The sequence below is a fragment of the Tissierella pigra genome, from assembly GCF_018917845.1.
GTDB lineage: Bacteria > Bacillota > Clostridia > Tissierellales > Tissierellaceae > Tissierella > Tissierella pigra.
The window spans coordinates 2,189,347-2,211,363 of record NZ_JAHLPJ010000001.1 but is presented as its reverse complement, the minus strand read 5'-3'; the positions used below and the strand labels follow the sequence as shown (position 1 = coordinate 2,211,363).

The 22,017-nt window shown below is 32.6% G+C and carries 23 protein-coding genes; 20 read left to right on the top strand and 3 right to left on the bottom strand.

Translation table 11 applies throughout. The annotated features are described in order from the left end of the window. The first annotated feature begins 62 nt into the window (after positions 1–62). The 18 genes from KQI41_RS10810 (at position 63) to KQI41_RS10725 (ending at position 17,788) form a co-directional block, all read left to right on the top strand. Positions 63–440, top strand: coding sequence for a hypothetical protein (locus tag KQI41_RS10810; protein WP_154442847.1), 378 nt, complete (start codon positions 63–65; stop codon positions 438–440). Between the two features lie 123 nt (positions 441–563). Further along, on the top strand, positions 564–1,604 hold the full coding sequence (locus KQI41_RS10805; protein WP_154442848.1) for a hypothetical protein: 1,041 nt from the start codon (positions 564–566) through the stop codon (positions 1,602–1,604). Positions 1,605–1,634: 30 nt separating this feature from the next. After that, positions 1,635–2,801, top strand: coding sequence for a hypothetical protein (locus tag KQI41_RS10800; protein WP_216585264.1), 1,167 nt, complete (start codon positions 1,635–1,637; stop codon positions 2,799–2,801). A gap of 12 nt (positions 2,802–2,813) precedes the next feature. Then, entirely contained in the window at positions 2,814–3,686 is an 873-nt protein-coding gene (locus tag KQI41_RS10795) for an ABC transporter ATP-binding protein (RefSeq protein WP_154442850.1), read from the top strand. Beyond that, positions 3,683–4,879, top strand: a complete 1,197-nt coding sequence (locus KQI41_RS10790) for a hypothetical protein (protein ID WP_216585263.1) — start codon at positions 3,683–3,685, stop codon at positions 4,877–4,879. The genes KQI41_RS10795 and KQI41_RS10790 overlap by 4 nt, the downstream gene beginning before the upstream one ends. Further along, on the top strand, positions 4,880–6,052 hold the full coding sequence (locus KQI41_RS10785) for a hypothetical protein (protein ID WP_154442852.1): 1,173 nt from the start codon (positions 4,880–4,882) through the stop codon (positions 6,050–6,052). Continuing rightward, the gene (locus KQI41_RS10780) at positions 6,049–7,077 is read left to right on the top strand and encodes a DUF5050 domain-containing protein (RefSeq protein ID WP_216585262.1); all 1,029 of its coding nucleotides are present in this window, start codon (positions 6,049–6,051) and stop codon (positions 7,075–7,077) included. The genes KQI41_RS10785 and KQI41_RS10780 overlap by 4 nt, the downstream gene beginning before the upstream one ends. A 751-nt stretch (positions 7,078–7,828) precedes the next feature. After that, positions 7,829–8,293 carry an RNA polymerase sigma factor gene (locus KQI41_RS10775; RefSeq protein WP_216585261.1) on the top strand — a complete coding sequence of 155 codons (465 nt, stop codon included), beginning with the start codon at positions 7,829–7,831 and terminating at the stop codon, positions 8,291–8,293. Between the two features lie 623 nt (positions 8,294–8,916). Further along, complete coding sequence (locus tag KQI41_RS10770; protein ID WP_216585260.1) at positions 8,917–9,078, top strand: SHOCT domain-containing protein; 162 nt, start codon at positions 8,917–8,919, stop codon at positions 9,076–9,078. A gap of 79 nt (positions 9,079–9,157) precedes the next feature. Then, entirely contained in the window at positions 9,158–10,756 is a 1,599-nt protein-coding gene (locus tag KQI41_RS10765) for a recombinase family protein (protein WP_216585259.1), read from the top strand. An 11-nt stretch (positions 10,757–10,767) separates the two neighbouring features. Continuing rightward, a complete protein-coding gene (locus tag KQI41_RS10760) occupies positions 10,768–11,685 on the top strand; it encodes a recombinase family protein (protein WP_216585258.1) in 918 nt (305 codons plus the stop codon). A 2-nt stretch (positions 11,686–11,687) separates the two neighbouring features. Further along, positions 11,688–13,346: a recombinase family protein gene (locus KQI41_RS10755; RefSeq protein WP_216585257.1), complete on the top strand. Its 1,659-nt coding sequence runs from the start codon at positions 11,688–11,690 to the stop codon at positions 13,344–13,346. Between the two features lie 150 nt (positions 13,347–13,496). Beyond that, positions 13,497–13,709, top strand: a complete 213-nt coding sequence (locus KQI41_RS10750; protein WP_154443038.1) for a hypothetical protein — start codon at positions 13,497–13,499, stop codon at positions 13,707–13,709. A gap of 121 nt (positions 13,710–13,830) precedes the next feature. After that, positions 13,831–14,340: a hypothetical protein gene (locus KQI41_RS10745; RefSeq protein ID WP_154443039.1), complete on the top strand. Its 510-nt coding sequence runs from the start codon at positions 13,831–13,833 to the stop codon at positions 14,338–14,340. Between the two features lie 171 nt (positions 14,341–14,511). Next, the gene (locus KQI41_RS10740) at positions 14,512–15,081 is read left to right on the top strand and encodes a hypothetical protein (RefSeq protein WP_154443040.1); all 570 of its coding nucleotides are present in this window, start codon (positions 14,512–14,514) and stop codon (positions 15,079–15,081) included. Positions 15,082–15,241: 160 nt separating this feature from the next. Beyond that, positions 15,242–15,628: an LPD28 domain-containing protein gene (locus KQI41_RS10735; RefSeq protein WP_154443041.1), complete on the top strand. Its 387-nt coding sequence runs from the start codon at positions 15,242–15,244 to the stop codon at positions 15,626–15,628. Positions 15,629–15,911: 283 nt separating this feature from the next. After that, a complete protein-coding gene (locus tag KQI41_RS10730; protein ID WP_154443042.1) occupies positions 15,912–16,103 on the top strand; it encodes a hypothetical protein in 192 nt (63 codons plus the stop codon). A gap of 422 nt (positions 16,104–16,525) precedes the next feature. Further along, a complete protein-coding gene (locus tag KQI41_RS10725) occupies positions 16,526–17,788 on the top strand; it encodes a leucine-rich repeat domain-containing protein (RefSeq protein WP_195838068.1) in 1,263 nt (420 codons plus the stop codon). A 296-nt stretch (positions 17,789–18,084) separates the two neighbouring features. On the opposite strand, the gene KQI41_RS10720 is transcribed toward KQI41_RS10725, so the two are convergent. From KQI41_RS10720 to KQI41_RS10710, 3 genes are all read right to left on the bottom strand, one after another. Continuing rightward, positions 18,085–18,555 carry a hypothetical protein gene (locus KQI41_RS10720; protein ID WP_154443044.1) on the bottom strand — a complete coding sequence of 157 codons (471 nt, stop codon included), beginning with the start codon at positions 18,553–18,555 and terminating at the stop codon, positions 18,085–18,087. A gap of 274 nt (positions 18,556–18,829) precedes the next feature. After that, the gene (locus tag KQI41_RS10715; RefSeq protein WP_154443045.1) at positions 18,830–19,063 is read right to left on the bottom strand and encodes a BhlA/UviB family holin-like peptide; all 234 of its coding nucleotides are present in this window, start codon (positions 19,061–19,063) and stop codon (positions 18,830–18,832) included. Then, on the bottom strand, positions 19,056–19,595 hold the full coding sequence (locus KQI41_RS10710) for an RNA polymerase sigma factor (protein ID WP_216585256.1): 540 nt from the start codon (positions 19,593–19,595) through the stop codon (positions 19,056–19,058). Before KQI41_RS10710 ends, KQI41_RS10715 begins: the two co-directional genes overlap by 8 nt. A gap of 634 nt (positions 19,596–20,229) precedes the next feature. On the opposite strand from KQI41_RS10710, the gene KQI41_RS10705 reads away from it, so the two are divergent. After that, the gene (locus KQI41_RS10705; RefSeq protein WP_154442833.1) at positions 20,230–21,234 is read left to right on the top strand and encodes an AAA family ATPase; all 1,005 of its coding nucleotides are present in this window, start codon (positions 20,230–20,232) and stop codon (positions 21,232–21,234) included. A gap of 507 nt (positions 21,235–21,741) precedes the next feature. Next, positions 21,742–21,996, top strand: a complete 255-nt coding sequence (locus tag KQI41_RS10700) for a hypothetical protein (RefSeq protein ID WP_154442832.1) — start codon at positions 21,742–21,744, stop codon at positions 21,994–21,996. The last annotated feature ends 21 nt before the right edge of the window (positions 21,997–22,017 follow it).

Below are 22,017 nucleotides of genomic sequence, written 5' to 3'. Positions count from 1 at the left end.
ACAGCTAAGTTATTACATAAAGGAAGAAAAAAATAAAAATTAAACTTAGGAGGTTAAAAGCTATGAAAAAGAAATTAACAGCTTTATTAATTGTAGCTCTGGTAATTACGGTTTTTGCACCTATTTCTGCCATGGCAGCATACGATGAGGATAGTGTGGATGCAGGAAAGTATGGAACACTATGGGGCTACAATTATGGTTGGATAATAGAAACCACGATAGACTATAATGATGGAACTGGAAGATTAGTAAACGGCTACGAGGTGCGGGATAATGATACAGGTAGGCTTTATGCGCAAGGATCAGAGCGTAGCAGCTATGGTGAGGGATTCCTGCAAACCTTGACTGATGGAGACTTTTATTATGGTTCCGCAGTTTATGGCTCTCATGAAGTTCGAGGGAGCAGATCAGCGGTAGCGTATACAGTGACACTATATTAATTATCACGTAAATTTAGGAACCACCTTCTAGGAGGGCGGTGGTTCCTAAATTTTAAAATTGTTAAAATAAGATTTTTTATAGATTAACTGTTTTCATAAACTGAAACCGAGGGGTGAAGAAAATTGAAAAGGTTTTTTATTATTATGATAGTCATCAGTTTAGTAGTCTTTGCAGGTTGCTCCAATGAGATTCCAGATGATTATGCAAAGGGTGAAATACCGAAAGATAATCCCTTCGATGCTAACAATGGGAGGGATGATGGCGGATCAAGGACAGTTATAGCGCAATTTGGATCCGGACCGGTAGATGCTCGCTTAAATAACGGTCCTGTAGTCTGTAACTATAACGGCGGAGAATTGGAGATTGATTATTTTATAGAAAATGAGGGTGTTGCTACTTTAGAATATGGCTTACTTCTATTCCTAGAAGGTATCCCACAACCTTTCAAAATTGATTATCCTAATGAGGATGGAGATTTTTTCCATGTCTTTAAGCTGGATGAAAATGAATATAAAGAATTTAAAATTATCTTTACTCCAATCATGGGAAAAGTAGGCGAAACACTGGAAATAAACTTCGCAGGTATATATAATCCTAGTTTTATACCAGATTCAGAAAAAATATATGGTATGAACCACAAAATGTCCACTCATAACCCAGTTGAAATGACCTTTCATGAAAATACCGTATATATGGGGCAAGATAAATTGTCTAAGGATGAAATCCTGAAAAATGTAAGTTATTCAGAAGAGGAAATTTCAACGGATATGAGAAAGGAATACGAAAATAATAAAAATAAGGATGAGAATCGGCTGGATAAAAGCATCTTCGTGGAATTATTTGAAGAAGGAAATTACGCGCTGTATAATAATAATAAAATCGTATCCGGCGGGAGAGAAACTGTTCCGCTCATATTCCGGGGCTTTGGAAAGGAAGGGGTAACTTACAGAACTACATTTTACCTCAATCACCAGCCCATAGGCATTCAGGGACATGATTATTTGGAATGGAATACAGTCAAAGGCAGTATTGCGGAGTATAAAATGTACTTGGATGTAAGCCAAATAAAAGGAAAGAATACCTTGTACAGCATATCCGTACCCATTGGGAGTGATGATTTTATTGAGAAAACAGAATCCATGTTATTGATGACAGACAATTAATGAAGAAAATCGAGGAAGAAGAGGAAGAAAATGAAAAAGGCAATTGTAATAACTGTAATATTAAGTATCGCTATCCTGGCAGGATGCTACAATACGCTTACCAATGAACAAAAAGATGAGAACAGCCCCGGCGGATCATATAATCAGGCTTATGTTGCTCCTTCCACAGAGAGAATCAATTTTGAAGGTGCAAATCCTTTTGAAGGAATCAACGCTCGGAGAGGAAATTTCATCTTTGAGGCAGGCGAGGGTAAAATCCTTGTTAAATCAGATAAGCTCTACTTGTTTGACGTGAAAGGCCAAAAAGTAGTAGCTGAGGGACCATTAAAAGACTTTAATCCCCCTGAAAGATATTTTACTACAGAGGAAGGCTACTGTGTTGTAGGTAATGAACATACAGAAAGCCAAAAAATCACTAAGGCTTGTTATTACAATGAAAATTTAGATATTGTACAGGAAGTAAACCTGAATGAAGTACTGGGAGAATCCCCAAAATTCATAGCTGTGGACAAAACCGGTAAGAAGATAGCCTTCGCTACAGATACCGGATTATTTCTTTATGATCTGGTTAAGGGAACAAAACAAACCCTATTAAATCTGGGTTTAGAAAATACGGAAGCCAATAACGGGCTTACATACCTCAGCGATCTTGCTTTCTTTGACAAAGATACCAAGATTGCCTTTATTGGCTCATGTTATGAAAAGATAGGTGGAAATTCAAAGAAACAACCAACGTTCGGAACTATTTCTGTAGATGGTACCGAGATGGTCAATGAAAAAGCGGAGTTGCCCCGTCTCAGAAATATGGAAGCAACTGACTATTATGTTGCTTTTAGTGAAGATGCCTATCCCATTAATACCGGGGAACCTGTGGGGAAAGTAATTATAATTGATAATGCAACAGGGCAAATTCACAGGCATACCTTACAGAATAAGCATGAGGGTCAAAATGTATTCCTTTTGGGAAAAGGGAAGTATTTTATAACATGCCTCCAAAACGATGACAAGGAAGTAATTTATAGAATATACGACAGTAAAACAGGTAAGCTATTCAAGGAAACGAAACAGGAATTTGATGGAAAAACCGATGAAAAATACATTAAAACCTATGTCCAAACTTTTGATGATACGAATACTTTTATTGCTGTTTCCGCTTTTTATAATTCTGAACCGGTGGTAACAATCCATGAATTTTAAGAGGGTGAATATATGATACTGAAATTGGACGCCATATCAAAAAGCTACAAAGACAAAGAGGCTTTAAGGGATTTTTCTGCAACCTTGAAAGAAGGTGTCTATGGCTTACTAGGACAGAACGGAGCAGGAAAAACAACATTGATTAATGTTATAACAGGAATCTTAAACCCGGATGAGGGGAAGGTGTTTTTCAATGATGTGGATGTAAAGAAAATGGGGGTGGACTTTGTTTCCAAAATTGGATATCTGCCTCAATTTCCTCAATTTTATAAAAACTTTGAAGCTCTAGAATTTTTGAGATATATCTGTGCAATTAAGGACGTTCCGGAGAAAACAGGTGAAAAACGGATTAAAGAATTGTTGGAAATGGTTAATTTATCTGATGTAGCCGACAAAAAAATAGGTACCTTTTCTGGTGGCATGAGGCAGCGTTTAGGCATTGCTCAAGCCATGGTCAATGATCCAGAAATTTTAATTTTGGACGAGCCTACCGCAGGTCTTGATCCCAAAGAAAGAATCAGGTTTAGGAATCTTATATCCAAATTTTCAAAGGATAGGATTGTGTTGCTTGCCACCCATATCGTCTCAGATGTGGAGTATATTGCCAATGAAGTCATTTTGCTTCAGAAAGGCATACTTATTAAACAAGATAAGCCAATGTCCTTAATAGACGAAATGAGAGGGAAGGTATGGGAGGTAAAGGTTGACACAGCAAACAATCAGGAATTTTTAGATAAATTCAGTATCAGCAATATTGTATTTAATGAAGGCCATTACTCAATAAGGGTGGTTAGTGAGCAAAAGCCAGTAGAAGGAGCATCTTCTATCAGCCCTAACCTAGAGGACGTTTTTCTGCATTATTGCGAAACAGGTGATGGCAAATGAAAATTCTAATCTTTGAAATACGGAAAAATTTTTTAAAACGTTACCTTTTTGTCACGTTATGTTTGCTTACATTGATAAATATCTTTATGATTTATGACTATTATAAAGAAAATCATGTTTTTTCAACCGAACAAACAAATAGGAGTGAAGCATTCTGGAATTTATATAAGGGAAAATTCAAAGGCAAAATCACCAATGAAAAAATCAATGCTTTGATGGAGATATATACTCCCCTCTATCAGATTTGCGCTGTTGAAAGAAGCTATAGTATGGAATATGATCCCGAGACCTATACAGGCTATACTTTTGGAGATTACCGAATGCTGGACCTGGGTTTTGTGCGCCCCATGGAATATTCATATATGTATAGAAACCATGCCTTGGAAATTGCGGATAAAGCAATGGAAAACCTCGAATTTTTCCGGTCCGTGGACAACAATTATCAATACAGAAGCAATTTAAAAATTGCTTCCCTGTTCGGCGACAGACAGGTTACAGATTTTTACCATACGGAGATGTATGAAAATCTGTTTCGTTATGATTTTTCATCCTTTCTTATTCTGTTAATGAGCATATTGGCTCTGGTGCCTGTATTTGTGGCGGAGAAGGAAACCGAAATGAATCTTATTCTGTCTACAAGCAAAAAGGGAGGGAAAGAGACAATCAACGCTAAAATACTTAGTTCTTTTTTGTATGTGATTATAATCAGCGCATGGTTTTATATATTTGATTTTCTTGCTTTCTCTTATTTTTACGGACTTACAGGTCTCAACAATCAGCTATATGCACTGAAGGATTTCATGCTGACACCTTTGAATGTTAGAATGTGGGAATTTATAATACTGTCGGCTGTGGTGAAAATAATCGGCCTAATGGCTGTTTCCTCAATGATTCTTTTTCTATCATCAATTTTCAGGAGAGCCCTGCTACCCTATATTTTAAGCTTGGCCACGGTATTTTTGTTAATGCTTTTCAATGAGTTCGCAAAAATGAAATTTATCAATCCCATTGAACTCATTGCGAACAGGGAGCTATTTAAAAATACTGGATTTATTAAAATACTGGACTTTCCGGTTCATAAGTTTATAGGGGTGATTTTATCTGTGATATTTCTCGCAGGGGCTTTTGTTTTGGCAACTAAAATGACAAGCAAAAAGAATGCAAGCCTCGGCAGGATGAAGGAGAGAAAATAAATGAGGGATTTTTTATTTGAGATAAAAAAAGTATTTATTTACCAAAAAGGGGCATGGTTTATTCTTTTATTGGTGCTTCTTAAAATTTTGAGTCTAATAATTTTAGATAACGGCTCAGACATAAGACTGGAAGCGGATAAGGAAGATTATTTATTCTATCTGGAACAGGTCAAGGGAGCCTTGACAGAGGAAACCCAGAGCTTTTTACGGGATGAATCGGGAAAAATTGCATCTGCCAAAGTAAAGCTTGAAAACCTATACTCGGACTATTATGACGGCGTCATTTATAATCAGGTAATGCCGGAAGAAGAACTTGATTCCCTGTCAAAACCCTTTGAAGAACAGATAGAAAAGGAAAAGGGTTTTCAGTTAATCTATGATCAATACATGTATATAAGGGAAAACCCTGATAACCGTTATTTTTTATATACCAACGGTTGGAATGCCCTTCTTGCCCATGAGCGCTTAGATTTGCCCATGTTTTTCCTACTGCTGCTCCTTATTGCTCCCATGTTCTGCAATGAATATGAAAGCAAAATGGATATCATTTTACTCAGCAGCAAAAAAGGCAGAGTAACTTTAGTGCTGAAAAAAATATTGTTGGCTTTCGGCATGGTAACTTTACTGAGCTTGCTTTTTAGCTTGGTTGAATATACTTATTTTAACTTTCGATATGGGTTAAGTGACGGGGATTATCCTATTCAAAGCCTTGAATATTTTCACAGCTCCTTAAAAAACATGAGCCTTCTTGGGGCATTTATAAGGGTCTCCGGTTACAAGCTTTTTGGCTATTTATGCTTTTCTGTTCTAATTATGTTCGTGTCCATCTGCACCAAAAAAACAATTTTAACCTTGTTCATCAGTACGTCAGCCATTTTATTGCCTTATTTTGGGTTAACTGCCCAATGGATTCAGTATTTACTTCCTCTGCCCCTGGGCTTCATGTTGGGCAGCGGTTTCTTCAGAGGGGATAAAATAACGGACAGTGTAGATGCAATAGAGCCTAAAGTGGAATTTAGGGCTATTAATGATACAGAATTTAAAATAATAGCTATTCTTTTAATCTTCATAGTCCTGACGATGATCTTGGTGATGATAAAAAAATACATCAATTTCCAACCTATAAGAAGGGAAGTTCAATTTACAAAAAGAGAAGCAGGTGAAAAACAATGAATCGAGCAATAACACTGTTTATCATAATTGTATCCACCCTCTTGTCCGGATGCGGAAAAAGCGATGAGATGAATGAAAATTCACGTGTTTTCAATATGCAAATTAATCGCATATTCTCAGAAAATCAGGATGCTGTTTTTTATATACAGGGGAGAAATAAGATTATAGCCCAGGACAAGGAAAGCGGGAGCAGATATGATGCTATTAAAAATCCTTTCGCAAGTTTTTTTGATGTTGGAACTGTATTTTATATATATGACAATAACTTGTATTATATTAGGAACAAAGAAACCTATACGCAGGCGGGTGCGTTACAGGAGAGCACCTCCATTGTAGAAATTGATTGGGATACTTATGATGAAAGAATCATCTATGAGTTGGATACAAGAATAAAAAAAGAGGCATTTCTGGGCACTATAAAGTCCGATAGTGGATCTTTCAGCAGAATCATAAGCTTTTTCCTGGATAATAAATATATATACCTAGTAGAGGGTACCACATCAGGGAGTAAAATAAACAAAGTGGACCGGCAAACTAGGAAAGCAGAAACCATCCTGGAATTCCCCAGAAATATTGAACAGATTGCTTTTTACGGGAAGTATATTTACTATGTTAACCTCAGGTTTCAGGTGGTAAGATTGGATGTGGAAACGAAGGAGAATTTCATAATTCCCGATGTGGTAACAAGGAATATGATGCTTAAGGATAATCAGCTGCTCTTTTTAAATCCACGGGATAACGGTAGGATTTATGCCATGGATTTAAATGATTTCAGCCTACGGAAAATAACGGAGGATGCAGCCTATACTTTTCATTATGACGATAGATACATCTATTATTCTAATGAAGATGATAATAAATATCTTTACAGGATTGATTTTAAAGCGAAAAGCAATCAAAAGGTAGCGGAAGTTGTTTCCAATAGGATTGCAGTATTCCAAAATCATAAGGAGCTTCATGTGCTATCCGATAAGGGCACTTTTGTTGTTGATAAAGAAACTTTTGAAGTCAATATCTTGGAATGATTTATGATTTTTAGCACTAGATGTTTTTAATATAGCTAACTTGGACATGGGTTATTTTGATTATGGATAAAATACAGCGATTATCAGATGCAGAAAAATCAGGCGGCTAAAACGGCTATCTTGAAATTATATAAAGTAATTACAATAGCTCTTGATTATACAGTCGAACTTGAATTGATTGATAGTAACCCTGCAAAAGACATTAACCAACAACAGATGAAGTGTCTGACTTTCTACAGACTTCATGATCGAATGGTTGGAAATGATGAAATGTTGTGTAGAAAAAATAACATTAGCATTCTACAACAATACAGTAAAAAGTGTATTGGACCCTACTTCTTAGAAAAGAAATATACACTTACTAAAGTGGAGGGAAGCCTTAAATATATTTAAAAATAGATTCTAATTTTAGATATCTGCTTTAACTTTATTATGATATATATAATCTCATATTTATTTTAGACAAGTACCTACCTAGATTATATATAATACAATGAAAAAATGAGATAAAAAATTGAATAAAACAAAATAAGCGCTCTGACATTTTAAATAAAGTGTTGGGGCTATTTTTATACTTTTTCAAATAATAAGGAATTTAAAAGCCGAGAATAACGATTTTGTTATTCTCGGCTTTTTATTTATCAAAAGATAAGGGGGAAGTATGAAGCGTTGGGAAACTTATATTGCTAGATATCCGTGATCTTCTGATTTTTTCTAATTAAACAAAAATGAAAAAATTGGAGGAAAACGAATGGCAAACTTTATGAATGCTTACATTCTTGAAAAGACTGGAGGTATAGATAAAGAACAATATTATGTTTCATTTTTTGACGGAAATTATGTACTTCATAGGATAGAGATTAACTTTGATATTTATTCTGCTTTATTTGAATTAAATAAAAGAGATAGGAATCTTACTCGTTCAGATGAAAGAAATCTAGAACATTCAGAGCTTACTGATGAAACTCTTAGCAGAAGAATCTTTGAAAAGTCAAAAGGTATAGAAGAAATTATACTAGAAAAAGAAATGAAAACTGAGTTTTGGAAAGCAATAGGGGAATTACCTGATGTTCAAAGAAAAAGATTACTTTTATATTATGATTATGGATTTTCACTAAAAGAAATTGCAAAAATGGAAAACTGCTCTATACGTGCAGTTAAGTATAGTATAGACATTGCAAAAAAGAAATTAAAAGAAAAAATAAAAAAGTTTTAAATTTAGACTTCAAAAACAGGCTTCAAATGTGGAAACAGGTGAAGGGATATTTTTCTCTTCCCTGTTTTTATTTTACAGGTTGTACTTTGAAAATCAAATATCCGATTTTATAAATACATTAGCTGATAAGCCAGAGATGGAAAAGCGACAAAGGAAGATGCGCCAAGACCACCTGTATAAAAGATTTATTTTATATAAAAGTCGGCTTTCTAAGGTAAAGAGCGGTACCCATCTGTTCCTAAAAACAATCTATGGTAGATTGTTCGCCATAATCTTATCGGCCTATAATGATACTTCTGCCCAGCCACAGATATCCCAATGGGGGCAGCCAGCGGAGATCCCGGTGGAGGTGAAACTCCTATGATGAAGAATAACCAGCTTCAGTTTATGAAATCGCCCTATAAGCCTTTTACAAGGCTTTATGTGTTGGGGATAGTAGTGTCTAAGTACAACACATACTTTTAAGTATCTATTAATTTTTAATATTAGAAGCAATGGGATCACTTATTTAAGGCAAGAGATTATATATTTTGTTTTACAAATATAGTGGTCCCTATTTTTGTGATATTAAGAAAATAGATATTAGAATTAAAATACAAATTACATAGAATGGGGGAAATCACATGACAAAGGAGCAGTCAATTAAGGAAGTAGAATATAAGATGGCTTTAAAACTCTTAAATATACTCCTTACCAGAGGAATTATAACAGAGGATGAATATGTAAAAATTGATGAACTCAACCGTCAGACCTTTTTACCAGAACTTTCTGGAGTATATGTCTAATAACAATAGCTATATATGATTTTATGTGGTAGTGTATGTTGCTGAGAAGAAGTAAATATCAAAGGAAGGAGGAAAAGCCATGATAAATAAAGTGAAGAAAGTCAAGAAAATAGAACCTATACATCAGAAAGTTATGTTGGAATTAAAGCCTAAAAAAAGGGTATGTGCTTATGTAAGAGTCAGTACAGATTCTATAGAGCAACAGGATTCCTTTTATTATCAAGTGGAGTATTATAAAAATTATATAGGAAAAAGGGATGACTGGGAATATGCAGGAATCTATTCTGATGAGGGTAGAAGTGGTACTCAGGTAGAAAAAAGAGATGACTTTTCACGAATGATGCAAGATTGTGAAGATGGTAAGATTGACATGATTGTTACTAAATCATTCACAAGATTTGCCAGAAATACGGTAGACAGCATTAAGGCAATAAGGAAATTGAAACTGCTAGGAATAGGAGTATACTTTGAAAAGGAAAAGATTAATACCTTATCAGAAAAAAGTGAACAAATGCCTACAATACTAAGTTCAGTTGCACAAACTGAGTCAGAAAATACCTCAGCTAATACTAAGTGGGGAATTAGAAAACAGTTTGAAGATGGAACATATAAAATAAATACCCCAGCCTATGGATATATGAAAGATGAGAATGGACAGTTGATAATTAAAGAAGATGAAGCTAAAATTATTAGAAGAATTTTCACAGAATATCTAAATGGCAAAGGTACTTATATAATTGCTAGAGGGCTAAATAAAGATAATATACCGACTATTAGATCAGCAGAAGAATGGAAACATAGTGTAATAAACGAAATATTACAAAATCCTGTCTATCAAGGGGATTTATTATTGCAAAAAACATATAGCACTGAGGTACTTCCTTTTAGGCAAAGAATAAATAAAGGGGAAGTACCTCAGTATTTTATTGAAAATAATCATGAACCTATTATCACAAGGCTAGAAGGACAGATGATACGTGAAATTCTTGAATATAGAAGAGAACAGATGGGATTAGATGATAGTGGCAAATATCAAAACAGATATGATTTTAGCAGTAAGATTATATGCAGTGAATGTGGAAGTACATACCACAGACAAAAAGTCAGTATAGGAAAGCCAAATGAAAGAGTCCAGTGGTCCTGTGCTCAACATATGAGAGATAAGAAAAAATGTAGCATAAAAGCCACGAGAGATGAAATTATAAAGGAAGCCTTCTTAACCATGTGGAATAAACTAGTGACTAATTACACAGATATCCTGTATCCACTACTTGAGTCCTTAAAGAACCTAAGAACTAATGAAGAGCAGGAGAAAGAAATAACAGAATTAAATAATAAAATAATGGAATTAACAGAGCAGGGTCAAATCCTAAATCGAGTAGTATCGAAAGGATATATTGACCCTGCTATTTTTATAGAAAGGCAAAATGCACTGACTATAGAGATTGAAGAAACTAAGAAGAGAAGAAACCAATTACTAGTTAATAACGGTTTTGAAAAGGAGATAGAAGGAACTTTGCGATTACTTGACATTATTAGATGCAATCCAGAGATACTGGAAGACTACGATAAAAACTTATTTATAGATACAGTAGATAAAATTTTCATAGGAAAAGATCCTGAAATTGCTTTCAGATTGATTAATACATTAGAGCTAACAGTGTATGTAGGAAAGTGAGGTGAAGGTGTATGAGGAGAAATGTACCAATAGGCTATACGATGGTAGATGGAAGAATCGTCTTAGATAATAAAAAAGCAGAATTAGTTAAAAAGATTTTTAAGGACTATTTGAACGGAGTATCCACCGATAAAATAGCAGAATATCTTAAAGCCAAAGGAATACCTAATGCAAATAACAAGATTAGCTGGAGTTATGGATCTGTAAGAAGAATATTGGTCAACATTAAATACTTAGGAGATACAATGCATCCTCAGATTATAGATGAAAAAACCTTTGAATCTGTGCAGAATCGCAGAAAAGAAATTGCAACTAGGTTTGGGAAAACTACCCAGGTAAATAAAATAAAAAATCAAGCCGTATATAGCGGGAAAATAATATGTGGAGAATGTGGGGAAATTTACCGAGAGTATATTGAAAATGTCGGTAAAGCATCAGAAAGTAGAAATTGGAAATGCAAAAGATATATTTATCAGAGAAAAGTATGTTGCAGAAATCCATTTTTAACGGGTGAAGAGATAGAAAACATATTTATATCAGCAACAAATAAAATCCTATCAAAAATGTGGCTTCTAGATGAAGAAAAGAAAAAAGAAGCCCCAAAAATAACTATGGAAATCAGAAACATAGAAGAAAGAATCAAAGAGCTGGAGGAAGAAGAACAATTTTCTTCAAAGGAGCTATCAGAACTAATCTTTAAAAGAGCAAAAGCCTATTATAGTATCACTAAAATAGATGATTATGCCTATAGCACAGAAAAAATGAGACAAGCACTTGCTGAGAAAGAACAACTGATGGAATTTGATGAGGAGTTATTTAAGACCATAATAAAACAGATAATCATCCATAAGGATGGAAAAGTCGTAGTGGAATTTATAAATGAAATTACTATGGAGGAAGATTATGAGGACATAAGAAAGGATGAATAACAATGGCAGTACCAGTAAAGAAGAAAGTGTCAATTATTCCTGCACAGAATATTTATAATAAAGGTATCAGGCCAGAATTAAAAGTCCTAAGAGTAGCAGCTTACTGCAGGGTCAGTACAAAGTTAGAACAACAAGAGGGCAGTTATGAAGCCCAGATTGCTTATTATACGGAGAAGATAAATAGTAATCCTAATTGGAAACTGGCGGGTATCTATGCAGATGATGGTATATCTGCAACTAATACGAAAAAAAGAGACGATTTTAATGCTATGATAGAAGACTGTATGGCAGGAAAAATAGATATGATAATTACTAAGTCAGTCAGCAGATTTGCAAGGAATACCGTAGATTCCTTACAAACAATAAGAAAGCTAAAGGAAAAAAACATTGCCATATTATTTGAAAAAGAAGGGGTAAATACCTTAGAAGGATCAGGAGAGTTACTAATCACCATTTTAAGCAGTCAGGCACAAGAAGAAAGCAGAAATATAAGTGAAAATACAAGATGGGGAATCGTTAGAAGATATGAAAATGGAATCATCACAGTTAATCATAAAAAATTTATGGGATATACCAAGGATAAAAAAACTGGTGAGCTGGTCATAGTGCCTGAGCAAGCAGAGATAGTAAGACGTATTTTTAGAATGTATTTAGAAGGTTCTAGTATTCTAGAGATTACTAGGGTCTTAGAAGCAGATAAAATTAAAACGGTAACAGGAAAAGACACATGGCATCCTGGTGTAATTGAAAGAATGTTAATTAATGAAAAGTATATGGGAGATGTCTTGATGCAGAAGACCTATACTGTAGACTTTCTTACAAAAAAACGAGTAAAAAATAATGGAATCGTACCTCAATACTATATCGAAGATAACCATGAGGCCATTATACCAAAGGAAATATTTTATAAGGTGCAGGAGGAAAAAGCAAGACGTGCCAGCCTGAATAAATCGGCGGTAACAAGAAAAGCAAACAAGCTAAAAAAGGAAAAAAGTAAATTTAGTTCTAAATATGCACTAACAGAAATATTAGTATGTGCCGAATGTGGACATCCCTATCGAAGACAAACTTGGTCAAAATATGGGCAAAAAAGTGCAGTGTGGAGATGTGAAAACAGACTAAAAAATGGTGTAAAGTCAACTTGTAAAAACTCGCCTACTCTTAAAGAAGAACCACTACATCATACAATAATGACAGCCATTAATAATGTGGTAGAAAACAATGGAGAGTTTATAGGAGCATTCAGAGAAAATATTATCAGAGTCATAGGCAACTATTCTACAAAAAATATCTCAACAGAATATGATGAAAAGATAGAATATCTGCAAAAAGAAATGCTATTATTAATCGAAGAAAACGCAAAACAAGGAGCTGTAGCAGGAGATTTTGATGATGAATACAAAAGGATATCCGAAGAGATAAATGAGCTTAAAAAGGCAAAAATAAGGCTTGTACAAGAGAAGAAACGGGATGAGATGTACGAGCAGCGATTAATGGATGCGGATAGTACCTTAAAGACTGTAAGTCCACAGGTAAGGGAATTTGACGAGGACTTGGTACGGAGGTTAATTGAAACCATTAAAGTGAGTAAAGGTGAAAGACTAAAGATACAGTTTGAATCAGGAATAGTTATGGAACAGATAGTAGATTATTATGACTAGAAATATAGGAGCAGTAACTAGAATATGAGAAGTGGTTACTGCTCGCATAATAAGGGGAATCTATTAATGAACTAATATTTTTAATCATTTTGAATTTATCACAGGATCAATTGTAACAGCAAAATATTGAAACTAAGAAAGGATGGGATTATGAAAAATAATTATAAAAATATAGATAAAGAAAACAGAACTCCAAAGGTTGCAATTTATATAAGAGTTGGGGGCATGGAACAATTAAGCGATGAAGCAAGGCAAAGACTTCTTAATGCAAAGTTGGAAAATTTCAAGAAAGAAATATGTAATGTAGATAGTAGTTATAAAAAAGAAAGAGGTGTAGGATATACTACTCTTTCAAAAATATAAAGTTGGAGAGAAAAGTCTTAGTTTAAGGTTTTCTAGACAATATTTTACTGTCGTTGGAGTCCATATTTAATGGAATTAATTAGAGAATAAAGCAAGATAAAATAAAAATAGAGGTGGAACTATGGAAGATAGAGATTTACAAAGAGACTTTATTATGCGGCTAAATGGTTTACTATTCACATTGGACTTAAAGAAACTTGACATATCTTGTAACTCAGAAGATGATAGCTATGCTAAGGATACATTAAAAAAGATGCATGACATTTTTATAGAAGTTTATAAAACAGATTACCTTGATAGTTGTACTTATGAATTTGTAGAGGTTCCCGCCATAATAAAGGGAAAAAATACTGGACATATTGGACTTGGGATTGTGTCACTTGATATTCAATCTTTTGGTGAACATTGGGGAACTTTCTTTTTAACTCCAAAAGGTGTAATTGAACAAGGATCTGAAAAACTATTTGCCTATGAAAGGGAATATGTGAATCAAACTTATATCCCTTATGATTATTGGTATACAGTATCTTTAGAACGTGACTATCATGTAGATTTTGACAATGTACCAGAGAAAATAGGGGATATGCTTAATGCATGCCACACAGATCAGTTAGGAATGAAGATGGAATAGATAACATTATATATTAGGTAATATCACCTTAAATCATGATCCTACATTAAAGGAGTAAAATTAATATTAATATTACAAAAGAAAGTTGATAGTAATTATTGGTATGGATATAATGTAATTAAAAATATATTGAAAAATCTATACTACAATCAATCGGGAAAGGAGTATTTTATGGAGAGGAATGTGCCAAGAGGATATGATTGGAAAGACGGGAAACTTCAAGTAAATGAAACTGAATCAAAAATTGTAAAATGGATTTATCAGATGGTCATAGAATATCAGGATAATCCACCGGATATTCTAATAAGGCAGATTATAGATGAATGTGAAGGGGAAGAAATTCCCTACGAAGAAGCAAAAGAACGGGTTTCACTTACCATGGTTAAGAAATATATGGTTGCAGAATTAAATCTGAGAATGGAGGAATATGAAAAAAATAGGCAAGGAGATACATCAAGTGAAATAGAAAATTTTCTAGAAATGCCTTTAGAAGGAGAACTTCTTGATATAATAGAAGAAAGATATAAGGATAATTATGAGGATGCTTATGGTACTAGTATTCTCTCCGAAAATAAAAAGGGTAGATATTTAAAAAATATCGAATCTTTATCTAAGGAAGACTATAGACCATGTAAGACAGAACCACTTATTTCAAAAGAAATCTATAAAGCTGCAATTGAAAAGATGGAGGAAAATAGAGAACAATCTTTGAATAATAACCCAACAATGATGATAGAGTAGTATAGTATTTATGATGATGAAATAAAAATAGATAGAGTCAGAGAGTTAAAGTGCGTTTTTAGCATTCTAATTCTCCGGCTCTTTTGTTTTCAGAAAAAAGAACTATGCTAAATATAATTCATTGAATTATATGTGGCTACCAAATGAAAGGAGTTTTTTAATGATTGTAGATGCAAGAGAAAGACGTTATGAACATATTGAGATATTCGGAAAATCGGCACTGTTTACAAATCTTCGTATTTATGGTAGTGTACCAGAGGCATTATACTGCTATGATCTTCGTGGTTCGGATTATGATGCCAGTAATCCTCTTACCATTGAACCCAAGGTAATGGTCAATTATGCTGGCACAGTTCTTGTCCTAAGTAAAATAGATATTCCTGAAAAACAGGGGTTTCTTAAACTTGAGAATGGATTGAATTTTCTTGGAGAAGAACTTACGATGGAAGAATTCTGTAAGAAATATGATATTGTCCTACAGTCTGACATTCAAGATATGGATATTGTAGAACAAAATATACCTGAACATGGCATGGAGATGAAATAGCAAAATCCTATTAGGATTTTGCTATAACTCTCCTATAAAATTTGTGAATAGGTTTCTGTTAAAAACCTGCTAAGACTAAGACTTTCAGTAAGCTGAGGGTTTTATTGTTGGCAGATTTTATTTAAGTAAATTAGATATCAAAAATAATAGTTGCCGTGATATAATCTATGTGTAATTAATTAAAGAATAATGAATAAATCATAGAATTGTTGAAGATGTAAACTGACGCCAAGGGGATAATATCTACCTTTGGCATCATAATCATCGCTTCAAGGCATGTGGAGTGCGTAGTAAGAATACAGAAGATTCAATAGTAGAATTAGAACATGAGATGGCTAATTATCAACGAAAACGATATGTTGTTATGAAATTTATTCATGACGAAAAACATATCGTTTTTAAAGATATAGGGAAGGGTAAAAGAAGAAAAGAAGTTTTTAATGGGGTTGAGGTTGTTATTAGGCTAGCTACGTAGGAGAAAGGAGTAGGGGTTATTTACTTCTACTCTTTATCACTGTGTTAATTTACGATAGAATAATATTTTTTAAATAACCTTATTCTATAGTTAAATTATTTTAGTGGGAAAGAACTAAAGAGAGTATAAAAATACATAGAATATTCAGCCCCAATAACTGTCTATGATGAAAATAAAATGTCTTATAAGGATTGTAGTACCAAAGCATCTGAAAGACTTGAGATTTGCCATAAATTAACTGATTGTATTGAAAAGTATTGAAATTTATTATAAAATAATAATAACCTATAATCAGAAGGGTACTGCTTTTTTTAAAAAATATCTAGGCATATATAAACAATATTTATAAGATAAAGTTATTTTTAATTCTAATAAAATAAATATACATTATAAGATTTTTAATGTGTAAGGGGGGGATTTTAATGAAAAGATACCTTGCTATTATTATAGTCTGTATTTGTATAGCATGGGTAGGTATGCATTATAATCAAGGTAAATCTAGGGAATTAATTCAAAGTCTTGATAGTACAACAGAAAACTACGGTAATGATTCGATAGCTTTTTCTGATTCTTCTTTAGAGAAAGCAATTAGAGAAAAGATATCAAAACCATCAGGTCAAATTTATAAAGTTGATTTGGAGAATATTACTGAGCTGGAGGTTGTTTCGGCTAATATAAAAGAATTAAGCGGAATTGAAAATTTAACCAATTTAGAAGAATTAAACTTATCATTCAATGATATCAACGATATAAGCAATATAAGTAATTTAACCACTTTAGTTAAGTTAAATCTATCTAATAACTATATTAGTGATATAAGTGCTCTAAATGACTTGAAGAATTTAACTCAATTGAATATACGAAATACTTTGGTTAAGGATATAAGACCTATAGGAAATTTATCTAAATTAAAGATACTTAATATTTCACATTGCGAAAATATTGATTTGGAAAATACCCATGTATTAGGAAAGTTAAATAATTTAACCGAATTATACTTCTATAATTACGAATTAAGTGATATAAATTTCCTGAATAATTTAACAAACTTGACGAACCTTAGTTTATATCTAAACAATGTCACTGATTTAGATAGCTTAAATAAATTAACAAAATTAAATTGGCTAAATTTAGGGTTCTATAAGTCTATCGATTTGAGCTTTTTTGAGACTTTAACTAATCTGACTGAATTATATTTGGACTATGATGGAGATGCAGATATAAGTCATCTGAGCAACTTATCCAATCTTCAAAAACTACAATTATCTAGCCATTTTTTCCGAGGTAAAAGCAATCTAAGAGATATAAGTATTTTAACCAATCTAGAGAATTTAACTGAGTTAATTTTATTCGATGCAGAAATAAGTGATATAAGTTCCTTACAAAACCTAAAGAACTTAACCAAATTAAATTTAGCTTATAACAAGATATCGGACATAGGTGCCCTTAGTAATCTAGAGGGTTTAACAGAATTAGATTTGTCTAATAATCAGATTGCAGATATAAGAGTCCTGAGTGGGTTAGTAAATCTAACAGAGCTAAAATTAAATAATAATAAAATATCTGATATAAATCCTCTTAAAAGACTTAGCAAATTAAAAATACTGCTACTTAATGAAAATCATATACATGATTATAGTCCTGTAGAGGAGTATTATCTAAAGCTTAATTTTAAAGATTTTTAATTGAACATTAAGTTGACGAAAACAACAGTGACTTTAAGACAAGAAAACTATAAATAATCAATAATGAAGGGTCAAAGATATTTAGAAAGATTTATCAGAATAATTACTAGTAGTAATAATTTATTAAGGGCAACATGTGGCTTGTAAGCTTGAACTTTATACTAAAAATTTAGATGGTTTTCATCTAAAAAAGTATCAAACATATGTTAAATTGAAAGGTACTGAAATAATCGTGGTAGGATTTTTAGCAATCCCACCACGATTATAACTAAGAATCTATTAAAAAATTAATTGGTTTAGTCAGGCCATATATTTGTAGTTACTATTCTTCCCTTTTGCTGTCCCTCTTTTTTCATTATAACTCCCAATAGCTTTGTTTTGTTACTGGAGCTCAAAGTATTAAGAATGGTATCTCTACTTAGACCAGTTTCATTTACAATCATTCTAATGTATGCTTCAGTATCATTTTCATGAGGTGGGGCATAATTATACATCATATCTGCAATTGAAAGTGACCCGTAGTTATTGAATATTACATATTCCATACAGTTGTATCCATCAGAGTAAGTTGGGAATATAGCAAATGAGCCATTTTGACCAATTTCATTAAATCGTGCACTAGAGTTTCCAGAATAGCAATTTCCTGGATTATTATTTCTCCAAGCCATAGATCCACCTACATGATAGTATATTGGACCTCCTGTATAATACAGCACAGCACGTTCACCTTCATATGTTGTTGGATAAGCAAAATATTTACTTGACATCATAATCTCTCCTTTGTTCTAAATTAATTTTTATTACTACTCAGCATGCTGAACTATTACCATAGAAGTGGTATTGAATCATTTATAGTCTTGTATACTAGATTTATTTCTATGATTTTTATTCTAATCATACATTGATTTATACCTTGAGAATTTTATAACCGGTTATTTGCTTCTCACTATATACAAGCACATTTTTGAGTAAAATGTAAACATTCTTGATTAAATTATTTGTTTTACCTTTAATAAAATATGATGTAATTAAATGTATATGTTAAGGTTGCTTTTGAAAAACAAAATTTTTGATTTTACATATATCATCTTTGATATCTTCTATCAAATTCAACTTATCACTTAAGTTAGATATAATATTTTGATATTTTACTTCTCTTTCTTCTTGTCGAAGATCTCTTTTTTCTTGACTTTTTAGGATATAAAATATAAGAGCCACAGTTAATACTACCCATATACTCTCCTTCGCGGCGATTTCAATTATTTTTTCATCCAATTGAATGACCCCCTTCTTCTAAGAAAAACTTCCTTAAATTATTTAAAGCTCTATTTTTGAGTCTATTAACAGCTTGTCTACTAATACCTAGTATTTTAGCTATATCCATATCCGATAACTCATAAATATATTTCATTATAATAATATCTCGTTGCTTTTTAGGTAATGATTTAATTAATATTGAGATTAAGACTGTATCTTCTACATTAGCTTTGCTTGTATCCGCTAATATATAGTAGTTAATTTCCATGAAACTTAATTCTCTTTTTCTATTTCTAAGCAAATTTAAGGCTCGTTTTCTCAAGTGTATGTGGATATATTTAGCTATTTGCCTATGACTTGAATCTTTAAATTTTCTAATATCTATATTTCTTATTAAACTCAATAACTCGATAATTAAATCAGTCTCTGCCTCCTCGTAATACAAATTATTGCTAAGTTTTTTTAGAGTACCTTCGAAATCTTTTATAATTTCATAGAGAGCATCTTTATCATTGTTTCTAGCTCTGTTTAATAAATCATACAATTCCATATTAATTCCCCCTTTTGCAACCCCTCCTGTACTAATATCAAGCACAGTTGTGTTTGAATTTGTAAACTAGAGAATTTTGTCTAGTTTTGTAAAAGGGTAACAAGAAAGAATAGGTTATATCGTTTTAAGACTGGATAGATAATGTTGGGAATTGGGGTAAATTTTTAGAACGATATATTATACTCTCTTTAATCTACCTAATTAAAGGATGTAACAGGATACAGATGAAGTATTATATACTTTGATAAATCTAGAATATCAGTATTTTCATACATCCCAAATATAGATAATAATGTGGCTACAATGTAGTAAAGATAATTATTAAAGTGAGTCATTTAAAATATATTTGAAAAAATGGAACGAGGATTTTATGATGAATAGGTTAGTTAATTTTAAAAAAAGCATCAGGGTTGATTTTTTCCGTCTATTTTCAAAACTAGACTTCGTAAATCACCTTCTAAATGTGGAAACATATAGAGGGTATTTTTTATTTTAACTATTTCTGAAATTTGACTTCAAAATTGAGGTTTAAATGTGGAAACATATGAGGGGATAAAATTAATTTAAATTATTTTATATCTCAGGCTTAAAAAATCGACTTCAAATGTGGAAACAAGTAAGGGGGTGAAAATAAATGACAAAAAGATTTAATACCATTGATGGAGAAACATTAATGACCATGCCACTTAAACCAATTAATTTCATTATTGAAGACCTGTTATCAGAAGGACTTCATATTCTGGCAGGATCACCAAAGGTAGGAAAGTCTTGGCTTGCTTTATGGTTATCCGTAGCAATAGCTAAAGGAGAGGAGGTTTGGGGAAATAAGGTTAAGGAAGGGACTACCCTTTATCTTTGTTTTGAAGATAGTCAAATAAGAATTCAAAATAGACTATTTGATATTACAGATGAAGCAACAGATGCAGTAAACTTCTGTACAGAAAACGCAATGCTAGGTGGTGAACTAGAAGAAAGGATAATAAACTTCATAAAAGAACATCCAGATACAGTTTTAATCATTATTGACACTTTACAAATGATAAGAAACACATCAAAGGATAATAATTATGCCAATGACTATAGTGATTTAACTATACTAAAAAATCTAGCTGATAAATATGGCATAGCTATTTTGCTAATTCATCACTTAAGAAAAGAATATGACAAGGATCCCTTTAATCGTATCTCTGGTACTACTGGAATACAGGGAGCGGTAGATAGTAGTTTTATACTGGTAGAAGATACAAGAGGAAGTAAAGTGGCAACTTTATCTTGCGTAGGTAGAGATATAGACTACAGAGAAATTAAGTTAAAAAGGAATGAAGATAATATTTGGCAAGTAGTAACAGATAGTTTTATAAATAAGGATGTTCTATTAGATGATATTGTTATTCTTCTTTCTGACTTTATGGAAGATAAAGAATATCATAAATCTACACCAACAGAATTAGCAGAAATTTTATCCAAAAATAGGGACGATAAAATATCTCCAAAGACCCTTAGTAAAAAGATATTACAAAATACAAGGGAACTTGAAGAACGTTCAATCTCTGTTGTTATCCGTAAGAGCAATGGGAAAAGATTAATTGAAATCTTTAGAAATAGGGTCATTAGGGACGATAAAATGAGTACCCCCTAAGTCCTCAAAATGATGACCCTGTTGACCCATAAGACCCTGAAAAACTAATTACAAATGAAGTAGCACAATTTTTAACGTCGTCTGCCCCAGTGTCGCCCTGTGTGGCATTGAAACTAGAGGAATCGAGTAGTAACACCTAATGACCAGTAAAGTGATTTATTGGGCAGATGCGGGCACAAATTATGCTTACAACAATTGAAATAAAGAGAATAAAAACAAATAAATATTGTATTATTTTACCGAAATAGTAACTGGACCCCCATATCGATTTTAGTGCAGGATAAAGGAAGGTGGTCAAAAGATTCCACCTTCCAGCTACATCCCCCGGCAGTGCCGTGGGTTGAAAGGATAAAGATAGGTGGTCGGAATTAAGGTTTTGTGTCAGCTTAGGTGGTCAGAAATGATGGAAATCCCGTTAAATAGGCATTTGTTGGTGTCACCTATAGGTGGTCAAAGAAAGTTTAGGGGAAATTATATAAAAGTTATAGATAAGATTGGAGGTTTTTAATGAAGAAGAAGTTAAGATCACTATGGAAGAAAATAAAGATAATTTTAAAAGATATAAAAGGTGAAGGAGATATAGAAACAGTAGCAAATATTCTATTTACTCCAATAGGATATAAGTTTCTAAAGAATAATATAGAAAAATATAGTCTCCAAATAGGAATGTTAAATCGATTATTAAAAGAGGAATTAATTTCAGAAAAAGAACATTTAACTATAAGGAATAGTATAAAGAGAAAATATGAAATAAAAGAGTAGGAAAAATAAGAAAATGGAAAA